The sequence below is a fragment of the Lachnospira pectinoschiza genome (assembly GCF_020564355.1).
Taxonomy (GTDB): Bacteria; Bacillota; Clostridia; order Lachnospirales; family Lachnospiraceae; genus Lachnospira; species Lachnospira intestinalis.
In genome coordinates this window covers 166330-188165 of sequence record NZ_JAJCRR010000004.1, presented here as the reverse complement: position 1 = coordinate 188165, position 21836 = coordinate 166330, and the positions used below count along the sequence as shown (strand labels likewise).

The 21836-nt window shown below is 40.5% G+C and carries 22 protein-coding genes and 1 riboswitch; of the genes, 2 read left to right on the top strand and 20 right to left on the bottom strand.

Features of this window, described 5'->3' with window-relative positions; translation table 11 throughout:
- Positions 1-142: 142 nt before the first annotated feature.
- The 8 genes from LI288_RS09710 to pstB all read right to left on the bottom strand — a co-directional run bounded on the left by LI288_RS09710 (position 143) and on the right by pstB (position 10666).
- Entirely contained in the window at positions 143-2002 is a 1860-nt protein-coding gene (locus LI288_RS09710) for an ABC transporter ATP-binding protein (protein WP_227090261.1), read from the bottom strand.
- A 3-nt stretch (positions 2003-2005) separates the two neighbouring features.
- A complete protein-coding gene (locus LI288_RS09705; protein WP_227090260.1) occupies positions 2006-4327 on the bottom strand; it encodes an ABC transporter ATP-binding protein in 2322 nt (773 codons plus the stop codon).
- Complete coding sequence (locus LI288_RS09700) at positions 4324-4791, bottom strand: MarR family winged helix-turn-helix transcriptional regulator (protein WP_022432476.1); 468 nt, start codon at positions 4789-4791, stop codon at positions 4324-4326. Before LI288_RS09700 ends, LI288_RS09705 begins: the two co-directional genes overlap by 4 nt.
- A gap of 286 nt (positions 4792-5077) precedes the next feature.
- Positions 5078-6451, bottom strand: a complete 1374-nt coding sequence (locus tag LI288_RS09695) for a sensor histidine kinase (protein ID WP_227090259.1) — start codon at positions 6449-6451, stop codon at positions 5078-5080.
- 39 nt (positions 6452-6490) lie between these two features.
- Positions 6491-7177 (bottom strand): response regulator transcription factor, encoded by a 687-nt coding sequence (locus tag LI288_RS09690; protein WP_227090258.1) that lies wholly within the window; start codon positions 7175-7177, stop codon positions 6491-6493.
- Between the two features lie 83 nt (positions 7178-7260).
- The gene (locus tag LI288_RS09685; protein WP_227090257.1) at positions 7261-9027 is read right to left on the bottom strand and encodes a Na/Pi cotransporter family protein; all 1767 of its coding nucleotides are present in this window, start codon (positions 9025-9027) and stop codon (positions 7261-7263) included.
- A gap of 147 nt (positions 9028-9174) precedes the next feature.
- Positions 9175-9825 (bottom strand): phosphate signaling complex protein PhoU, encoded by a 651-nt coding sequence (gene phoU / locus LI288_RS09680; protein ID WP_022432472.1) that lies wholly within the window; start codon positions 9823-9825, stop codon positions 9175-9177.
- Between the two features lie 73 nt (positions 9826-9898).
- Positions 9899-10666 carry a phosphate ABC transporter ATP-binding protein PstB gene (pstB, locus tag LI288_RS09675; RefSeq protein WP_227090256.1) on the bottom strand — a complete coding sequence of 256 codons (768 nt, stop codon included), beginning with the start codon at positions 10664-10666 and terminating at the stop codon, positions 9899-9901.
- Between the two features lie 460 nt (positions 10667-11126).
- Between pstB and LI288_RS09670 the strand changes: the two genes are divergently transcribed.
- Both LI288_RS09670 and LI288_RS09665 read left to right on the top strand, forming a co-directional pair.
- Entirely contained in the window at positions 11127-11699 is a 573-nt protein-coding gene (locus LI288_RS09670; RefSeq protein WP_227090255.1) for an accessory gene regulator B family protein, read from the top strand.
- Positions 11699-11845 (top strand): hypothetical protein, encoded by a 147-nt coding sequence (locus LI288_RS09665; RefSeq protein WP_227090254.1) that lies wholly within the window; start codon positions 11699-11701, stop codon positions 11843-11845. The genes LI288_RS09670 and LI288_RS09665 overlap by 1 nt, the downstream gene beginning before the upstream one ends.
- 79 nt (positions 11846-11924) lie before the next feature.
- Here LI288_RS09665 and LI288_RS09660 read toward each other — a convergent pair whose 3' ends face one another.
- From LI288_RS09660 to LI288_RS09605, 12 genes are all read right to left on the bottom strand, one after another.
- Positions 11925-12440, bottom strand: coding sequence for a hypothetical protein (locus LI288_RS09660; protein ID WP_227090253.1), 516 nt, complete (start codon positions 12438-12440; stop codon positions 11925-11927).
- A gap of 9 nt (positions 12441-12449) precedes the next feature.
- The gene (locus LI288_RS09655; RefSeq protein ID WP_227090252.1) at positions 12450-13436 is read right to left on the bottom strand and encodes an AAA family ATPase; all 987 of its coding nucleotides are present in this window, start codon (positions 13434-13436) and stop codon (positions 12450-12452) included.
- Between the two features lie 80 nt (positions 13437-13516).
- Positions 13517-14800, bottom strand: a complete 1284-nt coding sequence (locus LI288_RS09650; RefSeq protein WP_227090251.1) for a sensor histidine kinase — start codon at positions 14798-14800, stop codon at positions 13517-13519.
- Positions 14797-15519: a LytR/AlgR family response regulator transcription factor gene (locus tag LI288_RS09645; protein ID WP_227090250.1), complete on the bottom strand. Its 723-nt coding sequence runs from the start codon at positions 15517-15519 to the stop codon at positions 14797-14799. The genes LI288_RS09650 and LI288_RS09645 overlap by 4 nt, the downstream gene beginning before the upstream one ends.
- Positions 15516-16226: a helix-turn-helix transcriptional regulator gene (locus LI288_RS09640; RefSeq protein ID WP_227090249.1), complete on the bottom strand. Its 711-nt coding sequence runs from the start codon at positions 16224-16226 to the stop codon at positions 15516-15518. Before LI288_RS09640 ends, LI288_RS09645 begins: the two co-directional genes overlap by 4 nt.
- 227 nt (positions 16227-16453) lie before the next feature.
- Entirely contained in the window at positions 16454-16921 is a 468-nt protein-coding gene (ribH, locus tag LI288_RS09635; protein WP_227090248.1) for a 6,7-dimethyl-8-ribityllumazine synthase, read from the bottom strand.
- Between the two features lie 142 nt (positions 16922-17063).
- Positions 17064-18263, bottom strand: a complete 1200-nt coding sequence (locus LI288_RS09630) for a bifunctional 3,4-dihydroxy-2-butanone-4-phosphate synthase/GTP cyclohydrolase II (protein WP_022431490.1) — start codon at positions 18261-18263, stop codon at positions 17064-17066.
- Between the two features lie 15 nt (positions 18264-18278).
- The gene (locus LI288_RS09625) at positions 18279-18914 is read right to left on the bottom strand and encodes a riboflavin synthase (protein WP_227090247.1); all 636 of its coding nucleotides are present in this window, start codon (positions 18912-18914) and stop codon (positions 18279-18281) included.
- Between the two features lie 5 nt (positions 18915-18919).
- Positions 18920-20056 (bottom strand): bifunctional diaminohydroxyphosphoribosylaminopyrimidine deaminase/5-amino-6-(5-phosphoribosylamino)uracil reductase RibD, encoded by a 1137-nt coding sequence (ribD, locus tag LI288_RS09620; protein WP_331464624.1) that lies wholly within the window; start codon positions 20054-20056, stop codon positions 18920-18922.
- Positions 20057-20283: 227 nt separating this feature from the next.
- A riboswitch (FMN riboswitch) is annotated at positions 20284-20398 on the bottom strand.
- 131 nt (positions 20399-20529) lie between these two features.
- Positions 20530-20970 (bottom strand): DUF3783 domain-containing protein, encoded by a 441-nt coding sequence (locus LI288_RS09615; RefSeq protein WP_227090245.1) that lies wholly within the window; start codon positions 20968-20970, stop codon positions 20530-20532.
- Positions 20971-20974: 4 nt separating this feature from the next.
- Positions 20975-21412 carry an ImmA/IrrE family metallo-endopeptidase gene (locus tag LI288_RS09610; protein ID WP_227090244.1) on the bottom strand — a complete coding sequence of 146 codons (438 nt, stop codon included), beginning with the start codon at positions 21410-21412 and terminating at the stop codon, positions 20975-20977.
- A gap of 17 nt (positions 21413-21429) precedes the next feature.
- Complete coding sequence (locus LI288_RS09605) at positions 21430-21831, bottom strand: helix-turn-helix domain-containing protein (RefSeq protein WP_022431494.1); 402 nt, start codon at positions 21829-21831, stop codon at positions 21430-21432.
- Positions 21832-21836 lie beyond the last annotated feature (5 nt).

The following is a 21836-nucleotide window of genomic DNA, read 5'->3' as shown; positions in this document are numbered from 1 at the left end:
TTCTAAAGTTTTGCAAGGACTATCCGTGAAAAAAGGAGAAAAAACCTCTGCCAGGCTGTTTCTCCTTTTTACTCTTTGTTTTGAATTAATATTTTAAATATTCATCTTTAATAACTTCCATTTTTATCAAAATTCCCGTATCTTACGCGCTTTCTGCCTCATCAAACTGTGAATTGTAAAGGTCTGCATAGAAGCCGCCCTTTGCAAGAAGTTCTTCATGATTTCCCTGTTCTACAATATCGCCGTCCTTCATGACAAGAATCACGTCTGCATCTTTAATCGTAGACAGACGGTGGGCAATGACAAAGCTCGTTCTGCCCTTCATCAGGTTATCCATTGCATTCTGAATCTGAATCTCTGTACGGGTATCCACAGAAGAGGTCGCTTCATCCAGAATCAGAATCGGATTGTCTGCAAGAATTGCTCTCGCAATTGTAAGCAGTTGCTTCTGTCCCTGTGAAACGTTGCTTGCATCTTCATTTAATTCCATCTGATAGCCACCCGGCAGGGTTTCAATAAAGTGGTGTGCATGCGCTGCTTTTGCCGCCGCAATAACTTCTTCATCGGTTGCATCCAGTCTTCCGTAACGGATATTTTCCATAATGGTATCCTTATACAGCCATGTATCCTGAAGCACCATGCCAAACGCATCTCTTAATTCCCGTCTGTTAAAGTCCTTGATATTGTGTCCGTCTACTAAAATAGCACCGCTGCCGACATCGTAAAAACGCATGAGCAGCTTCACAATCGTTGTCTTACCGGCACCTGTAGGACCGACAATGGCAACCTTCTGACCCGGTTTTACATGTACAGTAAAATCATTGATAATTGTCTGATCTTCTTTATAACCAAAGTGTACATTTTCAAAATCCACACAGCCTTCGATTTTATCTAAGCGTACCGGATTTTGCACAAACTGATCTTCTTCTTCCTCCTCTAAGAACTCGAATACTCTCTCGGAGGCTGCTGCCATAGACTGTACCTGATTGATAACCTGTGCAATCTGTGTAATCGGCTGTGTGAAATTCTTAACATACTGGATAAATGCCTGAATATCACCAATTGTAATCGCGCCCTGAATTGCAAGAAGACCTCCGCTTAATGCCACACAGGCATAGCCTAAGTTTCCGACAAAATTCATAATCGGCTGCATCATTCCGGATAGGAACTGCGATTTCCATGCGGATTTATACAATACCGTATTGGTTTCGTCAAACTGCTTAACCATAGAAGCCTCTTTGTTAAAAGACTTTACAACGGTATGTCCGCCGTAGGTTTCTTCAATCTGTCCGTTGATATGGCCTAAATATTCCTGTTGTGTCTTAAAATATTTCTGTGATTTCTTTACAACAAATGAAATCAGTCCGGCTGACACCGGCAGAATAATGACTGCAATCAGTGTCATCAGCGGTGAAATGCTTAACATCATCACCAATACACCAAGCATGGTTGCAACAGCGGTAATAATCGTAGTAATGCTCTGGTTTAAACCCATGCCGAGGGTATCTACATCATTGGTAATACGCGATAATACTTCACCGTAAGTTCTGCTTTCAAAATATTTCATCGGCATACGGTTAATTTTTTCGGAAATTTCTTTCCTTAACCGGTAACACAGCTTCTGTGTGATCCCCGTCATAATCCAGCCCTGTATAAAGCTGAAAACGGCGCTGATGCTGTATAATCCCAGCACAAATAAAAGGACTTTTCCGATATAGTTAAAATCCATGCCGCCGGTGCCGTTGATTTTATTCATCAGCCCTTCGGAAAGTGCTGTCGTGGCTTTACCTAAAACCTTTGGACCGACAACGTTAAACACGGTCGCACACGCCGCAAAAATCATCACTACGATAATGCCGATTTTGTAATTTCCAAGATACGCAAGTAATTTGCCGATAGACCATTTAAAGTCTTTGGCTTTTTCTCCTGGCATCATACCTCTGCCTGGTCCTCTCATCGGTCCTCTTGTCTTCGGAGGCATTTTTACATCTTTATTTTCCATAAATTACTGTTCCTCCCTTTCTGTATCACCCGCAAGTCCGAGTTCCTTTTCTGACATCTGCGATTTTGCAATCTGACGGTATACTTCGCAGTTTGCAAGCAGTTCTTCATGTGTTCCCCTGCCGACGATTCTGCCTTCATCCATGACAAGAATCTGCTCTGCATGAAGCACCGTACTGATTCGCTGTGCAACGATAATAACCGTGCTGTCGGATACCTTTTCTGCCAGTGCCTTACGGAGTGCCGCATCGGTCTTTAAATCGAGTGCGGAAAAACTGTCATCAAAAATGAAGACCTTCGGATTCTTTGCAATGGCTCTTGCAATCGACAGACGCTGTTTCTGTCCACCGGATACGTTAGAACCGCCCTGTGCAATCGGACTGTCATATTTTGCACTTTTTTCTTCAATAAAATCCGATGCCTGTGCAATTTCAGCCGCTTCACGGATTTCTTCATCGGTTGCATCTTCTCTGCCATAACGGAGATTGCTTGCAATCGTACCGGAAAACAGCACACCTTTCTGCGGCACAAAGCCGAGTTCATCACGCAGTTCATTCATGGTAATGTTACGGATATCGTGTCCGTCGATTGTCACCGAACCTTCCGTAACATCGTAAAGTCTTGGTATTAAGTTTACAAGCGTTGATTTACCACAGCCCGTACTGCCGATAATCGCCGTTGTCTTACCCGGTTCAGCCACAAAATCAATATCTTCAAGGGCATTGTGTTCTGCACCCGGGTATTTAAAGCTTACATGGTTAAAGCGTACAACACCTTCCTTCTTTTCAAGTGTTTCCGGCTTTTCAGGGTCTACAATTTCAGATTTTACAGTTAATACTTCATCAATTCTGTCTGCCGCAACTGCCGCTCTCGGAAGCATAACAGACATCATCGTCAGCATTAAGAAGGACATAACAATCTGCATTGCATACGTAATAAATGCTGTCATTGCACCCACCTGCATACTGCCGTTATCAATCTTATGTGCCGCAACCCATACAATCAGAACCGTCAGTCCGTACATGATAAAGGTCATGCAAGGCATCATAAATGTCATGACACGGTTGGTAAATAACATCGTCTTTGTCAGCTTTTTATTGGCTTTATCAAAACGTTCTTCTTCCTTCTTTTCCCTTCCGAATGCACGGATAACAGAAAGTCCGGTAAGAATTTCCCTTGAAACTAAGTTGACACCGTCAACCAGCTTCTGCATTAATTTAAACTTCGGCATGGCAACAACCATTAAAAACAGCACGAGTGCCATAATAGCCGCAACAGCAAGACCGATTACCCAGCCCATTCCGGCACCTGTCTGCCATACCTTGATAACACCGCCGATACCAAGCACCGGCGCATATAATACCATACGCAGTAATAATACAATCACCATCTGAATCTGCTGTACATCATTGGTGGTCCGTGTAATCAGGGATGCCGTTGAGAAACGATCCATTTCCGCACTGGAAAAGCCCATGACTTTTTTGTATACACTGCCACGCAGATCACGTCCTGCACCGGCTGCCACACGCGACGCAAGCATACCGACACATACGGTAATCACTGCAACTAACAGTGCCATCAGCACCATTTTAATGCCTGATGCCCACAGATAATCAGTCTGTAACTTATCCATATCTACACCGGCGGCACTGTCCATGTTCTTTGCATAAGAGATACCCATGGAAAGAATCAGGGAACTGCCCATGCTCTCCATTTTTTCCTGCAACGTGTCACGCATGGAAACAATATCATCCGTTGTCATTCTGCCCTGTGCAAGCATCATCTGAAAGACCGGACGCATATCCAAACAGTCTGCAAGTACTACATTGCCGTCAACATCTTCAATCTCTTTTTTAAAGGTTGAAAGTTCAATGCCCATCTGCTGTCCGAGCATTTCCACCGGAACATTTTCAAGCTGTGAAGGGTCCTGACCGGACTGTGCGGCAATCTGCTGTTTAAAAGCAGATTCCTCTACTGCCGATGTCTGATTGTTTAAAATAAATGCTGTCACAAATTCATCATCATATTCATCCAGCTTCTTTTCATCGGTCACATCCAAGCGGTACACATCACCGTCTTCCCGGTAACTGTCTTCCCATATTGCGACCTCATCTTCTGTCATAAAAACCTTTGCCAGTTCAAATTCTTCCTTTGTGACTGCCTGCGGCATACAGTGTGAAACACCACCATTCTGGATACCTGTATCAATAATATCCGATGTATACTGCGGCAGCGATAAATCTGCATATGCCTGTAATACAAGCAGTGCGATAATCAGCAGTACAGATTTCCAATAAGGCTTTAACGTCTTAAAAAATCTACTCATTCTGTCACATCACCTTTCTTTTTTCTTTTCTCTATTTCTGCTTCTGATGCCTCATAAAGCTGGTTCATCAGCGCAGTCAGACGGATTACGTCTTCTTTTTTCAGGCTGCTTAGCACCTTTGCCGTAAATGTATTCATTGTTTCCTCCGCTTCCGCCAGTACCTCTGCCCCCTCCGGGGTCAGTTCCACATATGTAATTCTGCGGTCCTGCGCGCTGACTGTCCGCTGGATGTAATTCTTCTTTTCCAGTACTTTTAATGTCCGGGACACGGCAGTAATATTAATACGCATCCTCTCTGACAGTGTAGAAACCTTGACTTTTTCTTCGTTTAGACACTTATTTGCCCCGCCAATATGCATCAGGGTGGCAAATTCCGAATGGTTCATATTCGGAAATAAATCCGACATATGCAGCTTTCTAAACTGTGTAAATGCGGAAAACAGCTCCGCATACTCTTTTTGCACAAAAATTCCTCCTTTTCGGCTGTGATCTTCACCGTCCTATGCTGTTTCGCGGTGATTTTTTACTGCAAAAAAATAAATAGTTAACAGTGTTATATATTATCGTTGTGAAATAATAACACATGTTAACTATTTTGTAAATAAAAACTCTATAAACTATTTATGAACAGTTTTTTGTTTTATATAAACGCTGTATTTTCCGGACATTGTCTACATATTGGACTTTTTTTTCATCCCTTATGCGCTCAATCCCGCTTGTTTGCGGGCTTTGCGCCAAAAATACATTTTTTTACTCCAAATTTGTCTTCATTTTAAAAGCCACACGGATACAGGTTCCTTTTCCCGGTTCGCTTGTAAGCGACAGGGATGCGTTCTTGTGGGCAGCCACAATATGCTTTACAATAGCAAGCCCCAGTCCTGTTCCTCCCGTTGATTTAGAACGGCTTTTATCCACACGGTAAAAGCGCTCAAATATACGCTCCTGATGTTCTTTTGAAATGCCGATACCGGTATCCTTGACCTCAATAATCGTTGCTCCGGTTTCTGCCGTTTTATCAAATGCAACGGCTGCATCAACCGTAATATCAACCCTGCCGCCCGGATTGTTGTATCGGATGGCATTGTCACACAGGTTATAGACCAGTTCATCCATCATCTGGCGGTTGGCACAGATAATGCGGTGTACACCGTGTAATTCCATGGTAACATCGTGCTTCTTGGCACTCAGGCGAAGCATCTCCACACAATTTTGTGCAATATCATAAATATCCAGTTCTTCAAAGCAGTTCTGTTCCTCTACCTGATCTAATTCCGACAGACGGATAATATCGTTAATCAAAGTCAGCAGACGATTGGAATTTTTATGAATTTCCGCCGCAAAACGCACAATGTCTTCATCTGCTGCCATTCCGCTCTCAATCAGTTCGGAATATCCGGAAATAGACGTCAACGGTGTCTTTAATTCATGGGACACATTTGCCGTAAATTCCTGCCGCATGGTGGCATTGCGCATAATATCCTCATGCTGTTTTTTGATTGTCTGTACAAACGGTACCAGTTCTTTATACACCTTTACGGAATCCGAAGCATCAAGATTATCTGCCAGATTTTCAATCGGCTCAATAATGCTCTCCGTCAGGAAATGTGAAAGGATCATACACAATGCAAACAACAGTACGCATAAAATTACGATTACCGGCAGAATGCTCTCGAAAACACTTGTGATACTGCCTGCTTCCTTTGCCGTGCGCAGGACACTTCCGTTCTCCAGCCGTATGGCATAATAAAACGCATTTTTACCGATTGTGCTGGACTGGCGGATTGCCTGCCCTTCTCCGGTCTGCAGTGCCTGTGAAATCTCCGGTCTTGCACTGTGATTGTCCATACTGCCGACTTCTGCATTGGTATCCAAAATAACTTCTCCGGTACCGTCTACCAGTGTCAGACGGAGCTGCTTCACACCATCGTCTAAAGCCCCGGCATCCTTCTTTTCCACAATCTGCTCCCACGCATCCGTTTCAACCAGAAGCTGTGTGTTCGTTTTTAAGTCTGCCATCACTTCCTGCTTGAATAATTCGTAAAATACAAAGATAGAAAGCGATACCGTTGTCAGTATCGCCAGTAATGTAATAATTAAAAATTGAATGTTGATTTTCTTTTTCATATGCACTCCTGCCCGTAATAATTCCACATATAAGGATTATTACACATCTGTATCCAAATCAAGGAAATAGCCGACATTTCTCACAGTCTTAATATAAGACCCGGCTTTCCCAAGCTTCTGCCGCAGTGTTTTGATATGGACATCCAGCGTTCTTGATTCGCCTTCGTAATCCGAACTCCAGATTTTCTCCATAAGATTGTCGCGGGACAGTACAATTCCCTGATTAATCGTCAGATACTTGAGCAGTTCATATTCCTTATAGGTCAGTTCAATATGTTTATCATCTACATAAGCAACGTGCTTTTCATCATCAATAAACAAAATGCCAACCCGTAAGAATTTTTCATCTTCCATGCCGCCAACCCTGCGCAGCAGCGCCTTTACGCGGGAAATGAGTTCCATGACGCCAAACGGCTTAGTCAGATAATCATCGGCACCCGAATCCAGTCCCTTGACCTTATCAATTTCTGTGGTCTTTGCCGTTACCAGAATTACAGGAATTCTCCTTGTTTCCGGTGTTGCACGCAGTTTTTTCAAAATAGAAAGCCCATCTTCATCCGGCAGCATAATATCAAGCAGCACCATATCCGGTATCCGCTCCTGTACCTGCTTGTGAAACTCCTTTGCACACGCACATTCTACAATCTGATGTCCTGCATTTTTTAATGCAAAGCTTTCGATTTCACTGATATTTTTATCATCTTCCACAACATATATAAGTGCCATCATTTCCTCCATTCCCTGCCTCGTGTCCGGCTTAAACGGCTTTTAACTGCATTGTTGCTTTAAACCGGCACGGAGTATATTTTTTACGGCAGACGGTATTTTTCTTCAAATACTGCATACTGCTTTTTAAATTGTTCGTTATCTTCTCTTTTTATTGTACCAAGATATTCATGGGTGTCAAATCCTTCCTGCTTTACCTGTATCAGACACACCGCAATGTTGGAACAGTGGTCTGCAATACGCTCGTAATTTGTTGTAATATCAGAATGGACAAATCCCAGGTCAATCGTACATTTTCCTTCTCTTAATCTGCGGATATGGCGTGTCTTTAACTCCATATTCAGATCATCAATAACCTCCTCCAGCGGTTCAACCGTTCCCGCAAGTTCTACATCTTCTTTCTTAAATGCCGAAAATGAAGTATTTACAATCTCTTTTACGGCTTCTGTGAAAATGTGCAGCTCCTGTGTGGCTTTTTCTGAAAATGCCATATTTTTTTCTGCCATTTCCTTTGCTGCATCACACAGGTTGCATGCATGGTCTGAAATTCTTTCAAAATTACCAATTGTATGTAACATCAGTGATAAATTTTCCGAATCCTTTGCCGATAAATCTTTTCCACTTAATTTCATTAAATATGTCCCCAGCATATCCTCATACCGGTCTACGCGTTCTTCCATTGTGCTGACGGCCTCTGACTGGGTATCACTATAATCCCTGAAAAGTCCTATTGCCGTAAACAGACATCTTTTAGACAGTTCTGCCATATTATTAGTCACCTGCATACAGTGTTCCATGGCAAGACTCGGTTTATCCAAGAAGCGCTCATCAAGCAGTGAAAATTCATCTGCCGGATTATCCAGTGCATCATTTGGATTATCACGGATTGTCAGACATGCAAGTTTCACAAGGCCATTACCAAACGGCAGTAATAACAGCGTTGCAAAAATATTAAATGTACTATGTACAACCGCAATACCGACCTGCGTTGCAGACTCTTCCATAAATGAGAACGGAAACAATGCATTGATTGAATAAAACAGTATCATAAATACAATTGTTCCAATGATATTAAAATACAGATGTACCAGTGCCGCACGCTTCGCATTTTTATTCGCACCGACTGCTGAAATCAGTGCTGTTACACAGGTACCGATATTCTGTCCCATAATAATCGGAATAACCGTTGCAAATCCAAGTGAACCGGTTGAACACAGCGCCTGTAAAATACCTACCGAAGCCGAAGAACTCTGAATAATCGCTGTCAATACAAGACCGGCAAGCATACCGAGTACCGGATTGGAAAACATTGTCAGAATCTGTGTAAACTGCGGTACATCTGCCAACGGCTCTACTGCACTGCTCATGGCATCCATACCTGTCATTAAAATGGCAAAGCCGACTAAAATTTTACCAATGTCCTGTACCTTCTGCTTTTTGACAAACATAATACAGACAACGCCGATAATCGCTAAGACCGGTGAAAAGGATGACGGTTTTAATAAGTTGACAAATAAATTGTCGCCCTCAATTCCTGTAAGACTTAAAATCCACGAGGTTGCCGTGGTACCGATATTCGCACCCATAATAATGCCGACCGCCTGTGACAGCCGCATAATGCCGGAATTGACAAAGCCGACAACCATAACCGTCGTTGCCGAAGACGACTGGATGACCGCCGTAACACCTGCACCAAGCAGCACTGCCTTCACCGGATTTGATGTTAATTTTTCAAGAATACTTTCCAGTTTACCACCGGATGCTTTGGAAAGACCTTCTCCCATCAGGTGCATACCATAAAGAAAAAGCGCCAGTCCGCCAATCATTGATAATACATTAAAAATACTCATTTTGCACTCCATTCAACTTTGTAATATTTATCGTTTGCAAAATGAAGTATAAAATACATTTATGAAATCTCTGTCAAACCTATGTAAAATCCATGTAAATTTTACATTTCCGGAGATTTTGCAAAAACTATTCTCTGATTATGTGGATTAATTCATGGATTTGTGTTCTCCTGTAATGGAAAAAATAACCCACTCCGAAATATTGGTTGCGTGGTCGCCAATCCGCTCCATATATTTAGCAACCATCAAAAGATCAGCTGCCTGCTCACCCTTATCTGCATTTTCATGAATCATCTGAATTAATTCTTTTTTAACTTTATCAAATAAATCATCGACTACGTCATCCCGCTTAATGACTTCATTCGCCTTTTCCAAATCCTTATCTACAAAGGCCTCAATGCTTCCCACCAGCATAATCATTGTTTCTTTTGCCATCTGCTGGATATGCTCCAGTTTCTTAATATACGGCTGGTCTGCCAGTGCAATTGTGATTTCTGAAATATCCGAAGCGTGGTCGCCGATTCGCTCCATATCCGTAATCATTTTTAATGCGGATGAAATCAGTCTTAAATCTTTTGCAACCGGCTGCTGCTGTAACAGCAGTTTCAGACATAGGTCTTCAATAATACGTTCCTGACGGTCAATCTCCTCATCTGCCTCAATTGCATGTCTTGCTAAATCCACATCCTGATTGACCAGTGCCTTGATTGCCGTTTCAATGGATTTTTCAATCATACTGCCCATTTCAATCAGCTCATCATTTAAAGTACTAAGCTGTCTGTCAAATCGATTTCTCATGTTTTCCTCCATTTCTGCCTTCTTATTTTCTTCTCATTTTCTTTGCTGTTTTTTATCCGGCGTATCGGGATTATCAGCCGAAACGTCCGGTGATATAGTCTTCCGTCTTTTTCTGCTTTGGCATAGAAAACAGCTGCTCGGTATCTCCGTATTCAATGAGTTCTCCCAGCAGGAAGAATGCGGTTTTATCCGAAATACGGGTTGCCTGCTGCATATTGTGCGTTACCATAACAATCGTATACTCTTTCTTTAACTCAATTGCCAGGTCCTCAATTCTTGATGTTGATATCGGGTCAAGTGCCGATGTCGGCTCATCCATTAAAATCACTTCCGGTTCAACAGCCAGCGCACGCGCAATACAAAGTCGCTGCTGCTGTCCGCCTGAAAGTCCCAATGCTGACTTATTTAAACGGTCTTTTACCTCTTCCCAGATTGCCGCCTGCTTTAATGCTTTTTCAACGATTGCATCCAGCTTATGCCGGTTCTTAATGCCATGTGTTCTCGGACCATAAGCAATGTTGTCATAAATACTCATCGGAAACGGATTGGGCTGCTGGAATACCATACCAACGCGTTTTCTTAAATGATTTACATCCATATCTCCGTAAATATCTTCAAATCCGTTTTCTCCTCGAAGCTGCATTTGTCCATCAATTTTACAGCCTTCAACTAAATCATTCATGCGGTTGATTGACTTTAAAAATGTACTTTTTCCGCAGCCTGAAGGTCCAATCATTGCACAAATCTGATTTTCAGGAATATCAATATTAATATTTTTTAACGCGTGAAAATCACCATAATGCAAATTCATATTTGTTACATGAATTTTTGTTGTTTCCATTTTTCCAGCTCCTTTTTATCGCGCATAATTTAATCTGATGCGGCAATTTCATAATTTTTTTCACAATGACATCTTATCAAAGCCGATGTAAAATGCACTATCACATTCCTGTAAATTTCATGTAAAGATATTGTTAATTTTTTTATTCAATGTAAACTGAACTGCACTTATGTAAAATAGGTAAATTCTATGTAAGATGTATGGAACATTTTTACATCTGTTTTTCTTAAATGCGATGTGAGCATAACTTTTTATTATATCGAATCAAAATCCATTTCATCTGTTTTTGCTTTTACTTATGCAAATTTTAAAGTGTTTCCGCCTGTTATTTTCATTTTTTAAAATTTTATACATTACATTACAAATTTCTACAATTAACGACACATTTTTCTTTTTATGATTTTGTGGATATAGAATGAGGACAGAAACAGCGATAAAATTGCTCAGAAACGGGGATTGTATGTGGGAAAAATTAAAAGGACGTTATAATTTAACAGATTATCAGATTGCGCTGCTGCGTTATCTGCTTTTTACATTTCTTTCAGAAAGCAGCAAATTATTTTTCATTTTATTCTTATACCGCAGACATCTGGCACTGTGCATTGCAACACTTTTATTTCTTTGCTGTATCCGGCGCACAGCTGGCGGATTTCACTGCAATACATATGCAGGCTGTCTGTTTGTAAGCACCGGTTATGCTTTTTTGTGTCTGACGCTTCTGCCGCTGATTTCTTTAACGAAAACAGCACGGATTTTATTGTGCATGGTCTGCATTTTAATAAATTATGCGCTTGCACCTGTTTCTTCATCAAAAAGACCAGCGCTTTCTGCTGCGAAAAAGAAACGATTTAAGTGGATTTCCACCGGCATTTTAACCGTGTTCTTTTTTATATTGCTGATTACCCCGGAAAATGAATACATGGTATCCGGATTCTGGGTAATTATACTGCACGCTGTACAGCTATCCTGTGCAGCTGCACAGAAAAAAATATGCACTGTATTTCATCATACCGTGCAGGAAAGGAGTATCTAATGAATACACAGACAGAAACAATTTCCCCTATAAAGGTGCTGTTGGAACAGCTGGCAAGGGTAAGTAAATGGGGTGGAAATTCTGGACCTAGTATCTTTTTCTTTGGTGAATGTGAATTCCCAAAAGAAGATGATTATCACAATTAATTAAAATAAACAGAAGTAGTATACTCCTTTACACGCTATTTTATGGATTATACTACTCCTGTTTTATCATTCTATTTTTCTATAGTTTTACAAATGGATACTTTCCATACTCATCATGCATATTCCATTCATTAATAGAAAGTACATCAACCTTATCTATCAATGAAATCCCCGTATTTATATTTTCCTGCAATGCAAAAGGCAATAGTGTCTTCATTCTCGCCCGCAATCTCTTTCGCATAATTGCATCGCTATTCGGCGCTTCTACTACATATACATATTTTACAGGTTTATTTTTCCCCAATAAATGTATATAATGAAGCGAATCATAAAACTTTCGTACTGTTGAAGTAAATTTTTTATCGTCCATTGGATTGAACGCCGGCGTTTTGTATCTGGCTTCTCTTGCCTTTTTTGTATCTGCATTTTTATATTCCACTATCAGAATATTGTTCGCTTCTTCAAGTAAAAAATCCGCATCAGATAATTGTACTTTTGCACGATGATAATCCTCATGCATCTTGTCAGATGCCCAAACCGCCTGTGTGCAATCCAGACCATATTCTCCATTTTCATCTATTAAAAGTGTTTCCATAGACTAACCTCACATATTATACACTTCGTCCAATAACTGGTTATCCGCCATCATAATATGATTCGGTTCCAAATCTTCCATCTTATATGCTGATACACTCATTATTTCTTTTCCCGAATCATTTCTATACAGATTGTGAATAAATACCTGTTCCCTCTCCGTTCTTCTGATTTCCAGATATTTAGCAAAATTATAACTATGTGTTGCAAGAAAAATCTGCACGCCATTCTTTTGTAATGCAAGCAGTATATTCGCCACCAGCGGGTATAATTCAGGATTTAGATTGGCTTCCGGTTCATCCCACAGTAATACAGAATCCTTTTCTAACAGCCCATTCCGAATCAGCTTCCACAACAATCCCAATTTTCTCATGCCCTCTGCTTCCAAAGAAAAATCAATTTTCCTGCCATCATTTTTCACTATATAAAACGTATCATCTTCCTGTACTACCTTTCCATTAATAACTTCACTAATTTCTTTTAAAATAATTTCACAGGATTGCGACACTTTTCTGGTTTCAGGAAGCGAAGCATTTACAATAATATCTATTTGTGTTTCATCAAACGGCATATTATACTTCTGATTCATTGCTAAAAATCCCTTTGAATGAGAAAGCATTTCTGTGGTTGGAATAAATACGGACTGTATATTTAAGCCTTTCCAGCCTTCAGAAACAATACCATTTTCCTTTGTCAAATAGTCTTTAAAGAAATGTTGACCATCTGATATCTCATAATAACAGGTATCTTTTTCCTTCCCCGGATATTTCATCTGACTGAAATCTCTTAAATTATTTGAAAAAAAATGTATCAATTCTTTACCTGATGTCTGATTTTCAATTGAATACTGTAACGCTGCATATATCATTTTAAGCAGGGTTGTTTTTCCCATACCGTTCTCGCCAATTAAAATATTAATACCATCACCAAATTGCAAATCCAATTCTTTTTGATGAAATGCCATTATATTTAGTACTTTCATTGATTTAATAGCCATTAGACCCCACCCCTTTTCATTAAATTATCAACTTTACTGTCAAGATATGTTTTAGATTATACTACATAAAAAGTATTATATCAATAAGAAAAGGTTTGTTTTTTTATATGTAATTCAATTAAAAACCAGTTTTTATCATCAATTTCAGTATTATCACATACAATATCAACACCATATTTCTCACAAATTTCTTTTACATTATATAGCCCCAGTCCTCGTCCACTGCCTTTACTGCTATATCCCTTCTCAAAAAATCTGCCTATTTCGTCTAATGGAATCTTTTCACTTCTGTTTCGCACTCCTAGACAGAATTCATTCTCATTTTCTGTGCAGGAAAGATGTATCTGTTTTTCAACCTGCTGTGTCTTTACTGCTTCCACTGCATTTTTTAATAAATTTCCAACCAGTTCTACCACCAGATATACAGGAATTTTACTGGTAAATTCTGATATATGGAAAGTATAAGTCACCTCTATTCCCTGTTCCTGAATAGAACTTAATTTTCCATATAAAAATCCAGCAATCACAGGATTACCCGAAACAAGCAGTTTGTGAAAACGATTATTGCTGATAACATCTTTCGCATACTTTGATTGTTCTTGAACCAGTTCATCATAATCTTTACAAATGTAATGCAGGTTGCATAACGCACTGATATGATTGTCAAACTCATGCTGTCTGGCACGAATCTGCGTAATTAAATCTGAAAATGCAGCACTGTACGTCTTATATGCTTCTAATTCTGCTTGTTTTTCACGAAATCTAATTTTATATAACAAAGTATGAACACATAACATCAATATCAAAACAAGTACTCCAGTAATTACAATATATTGTACTGGAACTTCCCCTTGTGCGCTCTTATATTGATAAAGCAAAAATGCTAATAATGTACTCTCAAAAATTAGTATTATTCCTATTATTTTCCCTTTTCTTAGAAAAGACGTGGATATTGTATGTAAATCTATTTTCTTAATTATGATTATTACTATCGCTAATATTACAGCATTAATTATAGCAACAGATAAATCTTCATAACCTTTTATAGTATCTCCCAAAACGTCTAGTATTAATAATGCAGGCAACTGTATTCCCATCATTATAATAGCAAGCAACACCATATTTACAATCATTTCACTAATTTTGGTTTTAAACTCCATAATGCAATATACTAGCAATGCAAAATAAATAATAAAAGAGCTATTTTGATTTAGTCCACAAAAACGAATCAAAGACATCAATACACAGTCACATATAATAAAAAGAACTGAAATCCAATCCAAATGCATTTTCTGTCCATATAATGCATTTAGTAAAATTAAAACAGTCACTGCCTCTAAAAAGACAAATATTATTAACATCATAATCCCAGCACCCCAACAACCTTCTTAATAAATGTTCCGCCCATTTCCACTGCTGTTTTGGTCCCCTCCAGCGTTATAAATCGATTGGTTTTGTCAATATTTTTGATATAATCTATATTAATCACACAATTTCTGCTGCACTGTACAAACTTCTCGTAATTCGCTTCCTCCATGATTTCCCTGAAAGATTTATACGGAATACTCAGCACATCACCGTTTTTCATATGAATACAGATTTTTCTTTTGATTAGTTCCATATAAATCACACGGTTACATTTGACAGGATACAAAATGCCGTCCTTTCTGAAAAACATCATTGCATCTTTTTCCTTTTGTGTCTTAAAATGCAGTGCATCGCGCAGAAGATTTTCAACCTGTGAAGGTGCAAACGGCTTTTCAATATATCCAAAAGCGTGCAAATCCCGCAAAGCATACATTTCCGGGTCTTCTAATGAAGTAATAAAAATAATAGGTGTAAAACGGTAACGCTCCAGCTTCCGCATAGATTGTGCATACTGCATACCTGATGTATCGCCTTTTTTATCACCATATAGAATAATATCCAGCATAAATACATCAATAGAAATTTCCATCGCTATTTTATAGGCTTCCCCGACATTATCCGTAACATAAACTTTTTCATCTTCTGCTACAGACAACACCAGTTTCTCTAAAACCTTTAATATCTGCCTGTTGTCTTCCAATATTAATACACTCATACTTCCGTATCTCCGGTCTGACTGTTCATAAATTGCAGACCATGTTTCATAAATTCATATAGTTCCTTCTGCAATTGCGGCTGCATCTTTCTCCAGACAGCATTGATTTCTCCCAAATCATTCTCCCCATAAACCGTTTCAAACGGCATGCACTCAAAATTGTTGTATAGCAGCATCAACAGCTCCGCATCCGGCTTCTTTTCATTTTTCTCCATTGCCCTGTATTTCTTGATATCTACGTGCAGCATTTTTGCCATCTGCACCTGCGATAATTTATTGACCGTTCTGATGCCGTAAAATGCATTATCTTCGGCTGCGATTCCCGATGTATACATTTTCAGATATTCAAATTTTTCAATATACCGCATCACCTGTTTTACCTGTTTTTCGTAGCTTTTTATTCCCTGCATCACGGTCCATATCATATACTGCAAAAAGTCTGCCCTGCAATCTTCCTTACAACTCTCGTACAAATCATTTAATACGGTGCGGTGGTTCTCCTGTCCCGTAATGATATAGTCAATATCCCAGCCCTGTTGATACAATGCCGTTAAAATATCAAATGAGATTCTTGCCTTTCCCACTTCCATTTTACTGACATAACTTTGTGAAATGCAAAGCATCTGTGCAAGTTCATTCTGTGATATATTACGCTGCTCTCTGTATTTTACAAAACGCTCAAGCACATCCCTATACACTACACTCATAAGTACTAATCTCCGAACTTCATTCATACTGATTCTTATTTTAGTGTATTTATATTTCCCTAATTTATACCTATTATGGAATATTAATAAATGGAACTGCTGTAAAATAACCCTATTCAGAATGTGGACATTAAGGAATCGAAAAAAATAAAGCTGTACTTTAACGATTTTAAATCATTAAAGTACAGCTTTATCCTTACCCATTTTAAACTTTATTTTATTCTGTTTTACCTTTCAATAGAACGTATTAAATTGACCATTTCAATTGCACCTTCTGCACATTCAAAGCCTTTATTGCCTGCCTTTGTACCGGCACGTTCAATTGCCTGTTCAATCGTATCCGTTGTCAGCACGCCGAACATTACCGGTATATCACTGTTTAAGGATACATTTGCAACTCCTTTGGACACCTCACTGCATACATAGTCATAATGGCTTGTTGCCCCGCGGATCACTGCCCCCAGACAGATGACGGCATCATATTTTCCGCTCTTTGCCATTTTAGAAGCAATCAGTGGAATTTCAAATGCGCCAGGCACCCAGGCCACTTCGATGTCTTCCTCCGCTACCTCGTGGCGCTTCAGACCATCTATGGCACCTGCTAACAGCTTTGACGTAATAAATTCGTTAAAACGTGCTACAACAATTCCTACCTTTACACCTTCTGAAACTAACTTTCCTTCATAAATCTTCATTTTTTTCTCCCTTTCTTATATATTAATTTTAATAAAATGTTGTTTTAAATATCTTTTGTCATAGAAGTTCATACTCTGAAAAATCTCCGGTATCAGCCTTCTTATTCCGTGTGCGGTACATTGGATACATTACATTACATCATTACAGCAGATGTCCCATTCTCATTTTCTTTGTCTTTAAATAAAAACTGTCATACTTTGTTGCTTCCATCTGAATCGGCACACGCTCCGTAATTTCCATGCCGTAATCCGAAAGCTGATAAACCTTATCCGGATTATTGGTTAAAAGCCGCAGCGTCTTTGCGCCTAAATCCTTTAAAATCTGCGCACCGATATAATATTCACGCAAATCCCCGGCAAATCCCAGCGCCAGATTGGCTTCCAGTGTATCCATTCCGTTATCCTGCAATTCATAGGCACGCAGCTTATTAATCAATCCGATACCTCTTCCTTCCTGCCGCATATATAGCAGAATTCCCCTGCCTTCTTTTTCAATCTGTGTCATTGCAGCAGCAAATTGCTGTCCGCAGTCACAACGCAGGGAACCGAACGCATCGCCTGTCAGGCACTCCGAATGGACACGGCATAAAAGGTCTTTTCCGTCACCGATTTCACCTTTTACCAGTGCAACATGATGTTCTCCGTTTAAAAGATTGATATAACCGTATGCCTTGAATTCACCGTACTTTGTCGGCATTTTTGTCACTGCTACACGCTCTATGAGCTTATCATGCTTTTTTCTGTAATCCTGCAGCGCGGCAATCGTGATAAATTTTAACTGGTATTTTTGTGCCAGTTCCTTTAATTCATCCATGCGCATCATGGTACCGTCATCCTTCATGATTTCACAGCACAGACCGCACTGCTTTAATCCCGCCAGCTTCATCAAATCCACTGTCGCTTCGGTGTGTCCATTGCGCTCTAACACGCCGTTTTTCTTTGCCATCAGCGGAAACATATGTCCCGGTCTTCTGAAATCCTGCGGTTTTACACCGTCTTCCACACATTTTCGTGCCGTCAGTCCGCGTTCCTTTGCGGAAATGCCTGTCGTTGTTTCCACATAATCGACAGATACGGTAAATGCTGTTTCATGATTGTCCGTATTGTCTGTCACCATCTGCGGAAACTGTAAGCGGCGGCAGATTTCTTCACTCATCGGCATACAGATTAAGCCCTTAGCGTGTGTCGCCATAAAATTAACATTTTCTGTCGTCGCAAATTCTGCCGCACAAATCATATCGCCTTCATTTTCGCGGTCTTCATCATCCGCTACGAGAATAATTTTTCCGTTTTTTAAATCTTCCAGTGCTTCATCCACCGTACTAAACTGAAATTCACTCATTTTTGTTCACCTTTCCTAAATAAATCCGTTCCTTAACAGCACTTCGCGGCTCACACCGCCGCCGTGTTCCGGTATCAGTTTTTCAATATATTTACCGATACAGTCCGTTTCAATATTAATAATATCACCAATTTTTTTATGTGTAAGTGTTGTGTTCGCCCTTGTGTGTGGAATCACCGATACGCTGAAGCTGTCACTTCGCACCTCTGCCACGGTCAGGCTGATACCGTCTAACGCCACCGAACCCTTTTCCACAATATATTTTAGTATTTTATAATCTGCACCAATCCTGTACCACACTGCATTGTCATCTTCACGGATACCAAGAATTTTCCCGGTTGCATCAATATGCCCCGACACAATATGTCCGCCAAATCTTCCGCCTAACTGCATTGCACGTTCCAGATTCACCGGACTGCCTGGGCGGACACTGCCAAGCGAAGACCGCCGCAGGGTTTCATGCATGACGTCTGCCGTAAAACTGCCGGCTTTTAAATCCGTTACTGTGAGGCACACACCGTTGACCGCAATGCTGTCACCGATTTTAGTCTGCTCAAGCACCGTGTCTGCCGCAATCGTAAGAACCGCCGATGCTGGATTTTTCTGAATCTGCTTTATCGTTCCGACTTCTTCGATAATTCCTGTAAACATCTGCTCTACACTCCTTCCTGTATTTTCTTTGGCACACTCCTGATTAAAATGTCTTCACCAATCCGGCGGATTTCTTTGATTTCAAATTCATATGCCTCACATGCCAGCTTGACACCGCTTCCGCCGACCGGTGATTTTGCTTCCTGCCCGCCAAAAATCTTTGATGCAATATAAGTCTGCACGCAGCTTACAATTCCCGCCTGTAAGGCAGACCCGTTTAATGCTGCACCGCCCTCTAAAAGCACGCTGTCGATTTTTTGTTCACCGAACTGTTTGCATAAATCCTGTAAATCCAGCTGCTTTTTGCCGTTTTTGTCATACGTTTCCGATACTTCAAGAATTTTACAGCCTTTATCGGTAAATACTTTTTGTTTTTCTTTATCCGTACAGCACGTTGCAAGTATTGTCGGTATTTCCTTTGCCGTTGTTACAACAAGCGAATCAGCCGGGGTACGCAGTGACGTGTCACAGATAATTCTTACCGGCGAATGTCCCTCCGGCAGACGGCAGTTTAACATCGGATTATCGGCAATCACCGTTCCGACACCTGCCATAATCGCCGCACAGCGGTTCCTGTCTTCATGCACCTGCCTGCGTGCCGCCTCTCCCGTAATCCACTTGGAATCGCCTGTCACCGTTGCAATTTTGCCGTCCATTGTCATTGCGTATTTCATCAGTACAAATGGGCGTTTCGTGCGGATATAATGGAAAAAGATTTCATTGAGTGCATCGCACTCCTGTTTTAAAATACCGGTTTCCACTTCAATTCCATGCGCCCGCAATACCGCAATCCCGCCGCCGTCTACAAGCGGATTCGGGTCATTTGAACCGACATATACCTTTACAATCTTATTTTCAATAATTGCCTCCGTACAGGGCGGTGTTTTTCCGTAGTGACAGCATGGCTCTAACGTCACGTAAAGTTCTGCTCCCGCCGGATTTTCACCGCGTCTGTAACAGTCCGCTATCGCATTGCGTTCTGCGTGCAGCTGTCCGTATTTTTCATGATACCCTTCTCCGATAATCCGGTTGTCCTTTACCAGCACCGCACCAACCAGCGGATTTGGATTAACCGCGCCTGTTCCCTTTTTTGCCAGCTCCAGCGCCCGGTACATATATTGTTTTGTCTGACTGCTGTTCAATTTTACGCACCTTCTTTTTATTATCATTTTTTTGTTTACAACTGTTCTTCCATAAAATGCACAAAACCCCTGAAAAGTCCGTATAACACGGTTCCTTTTCAGGGGTTCTTTTTATTGAAAACATAAGATGCCTTGCGGCACCCCGCATATTGTGTAATACAAAAAATGAAACTCTGAAATGCTTTCACATTCCAGAGTCTTCAATCAGTGTATACATAACTGCTCAATGACCTTTTCTTTCATCCAGACTGTACTGTCGGCTTCGGAGTTACACCGAATCATGCCTTGCGGCTCGTGGGCTATACCACCGGTTAGGAATTTCACCTGACCCTGAAAAGTATTTTGCTGTTGTGTATTATTATATACAGTGTTACCTGCACATGCAAGAATATTTTTACAATTATTTTTATATTTTAAATCCAAAACATGAGTTTTTCAGTTTACAGCTTCCATAAAACAATCTGTATAAATCCCTACTTCCCGCGCTCATGGCTCATGCGTTCCATTGCCATATGCGCAGACAGCCGCCGCACATTCCACGTTCTGTTGGTCGGTGTAAGCACCGCCTTATAGTCAATCGACGACTGCTTATTTCTTAATTCAAACAAAAATTTATCCAGATGCTTTTCCGTCACATCACAAAACAACAGCATACCCGGCTCTGACTTTAATTCTGCCTGTACTGCGCCGACTGCGAAATTTTGCACTTCATTCTGCGTTCCGCCTGTAAAATCCTGTGCTTTACTCTGTGTACCGCCTATAATGCCCGCACCTTTTACGGCTAAAAGCTGCTCTATCGTACAGTCATAGAGCGATACCGGCACTTCCTGTACCGCAATGCGCATATTGTCTGCCAGCTTTTTTACAAGCAGGGTATCTGCCGGTTTCGTCCCGAATAATAAAATTTTTTCCATGTGCCTACTTTTCTCCCTGTCCGTAGCTGACGTTGCAGTCTAAAATGCTTTTTAATACCGCATTGCTCATCTTGGCAAGCGGCATATTAAATTCATCTTCATTACAAAGCAGTGCCACGGCAAACAGATTGGCTTCATATTCCACATTCGTATGGACATTTTTTGTCGTAACATCAAAATGGTTAATCGGTTCTGTATGCAACAGGGCGTGTCCCAGTTCGTGTGCACACAGAACTTTTTGTGACAGCGTGCTGTATAAGCCATTAATAGATATAATCGTCGGATACCCTTCCATTTTCAATGTCTGCGCCTTAAAGTCCCCAATATTCACATTCCGGATTAAAACCTTAATGCCGTACTTTTCCGCAATTTCAAATGGATTGTTTGTCTTCCAGACGGATTTGATATCACAGGCAAGCCTGATAATCTGCTGTGCTCTCATTCTTCTCTCCCCCGTCATCATCTCTTATATTTATAGCTTACCAGCTTGAGCTGCTGCAAAATTTCATTGGCAAATTCTACAATTGTTTCTTCGCTCATCTCATCGGGATTATAACCTCCAAATGCCGCCAGTGTCGGCATCTTGAGCATAAATTCCATTGCATCCTGCGCATTTTCAAATTCTCTTGGCAGTTCACTGTCTGCTGTTTTTTGTACCGTACTGTCATTGCCCATCAGCTCCGAAGCGGATGTTTCAAAAATCTGACACAGCTTATCAAAAACTTTGATGGGTATTTTCTCAATCGTAGAATCTTCATATCTGTATACCGTAGAAACCGAAACACCAAGTGCTTTTGCTACATACTCTACAGAAATATTTTTTTCTTTTCTTTTGGCTTTAATGCGTTCACCAATTGTCATTCTGA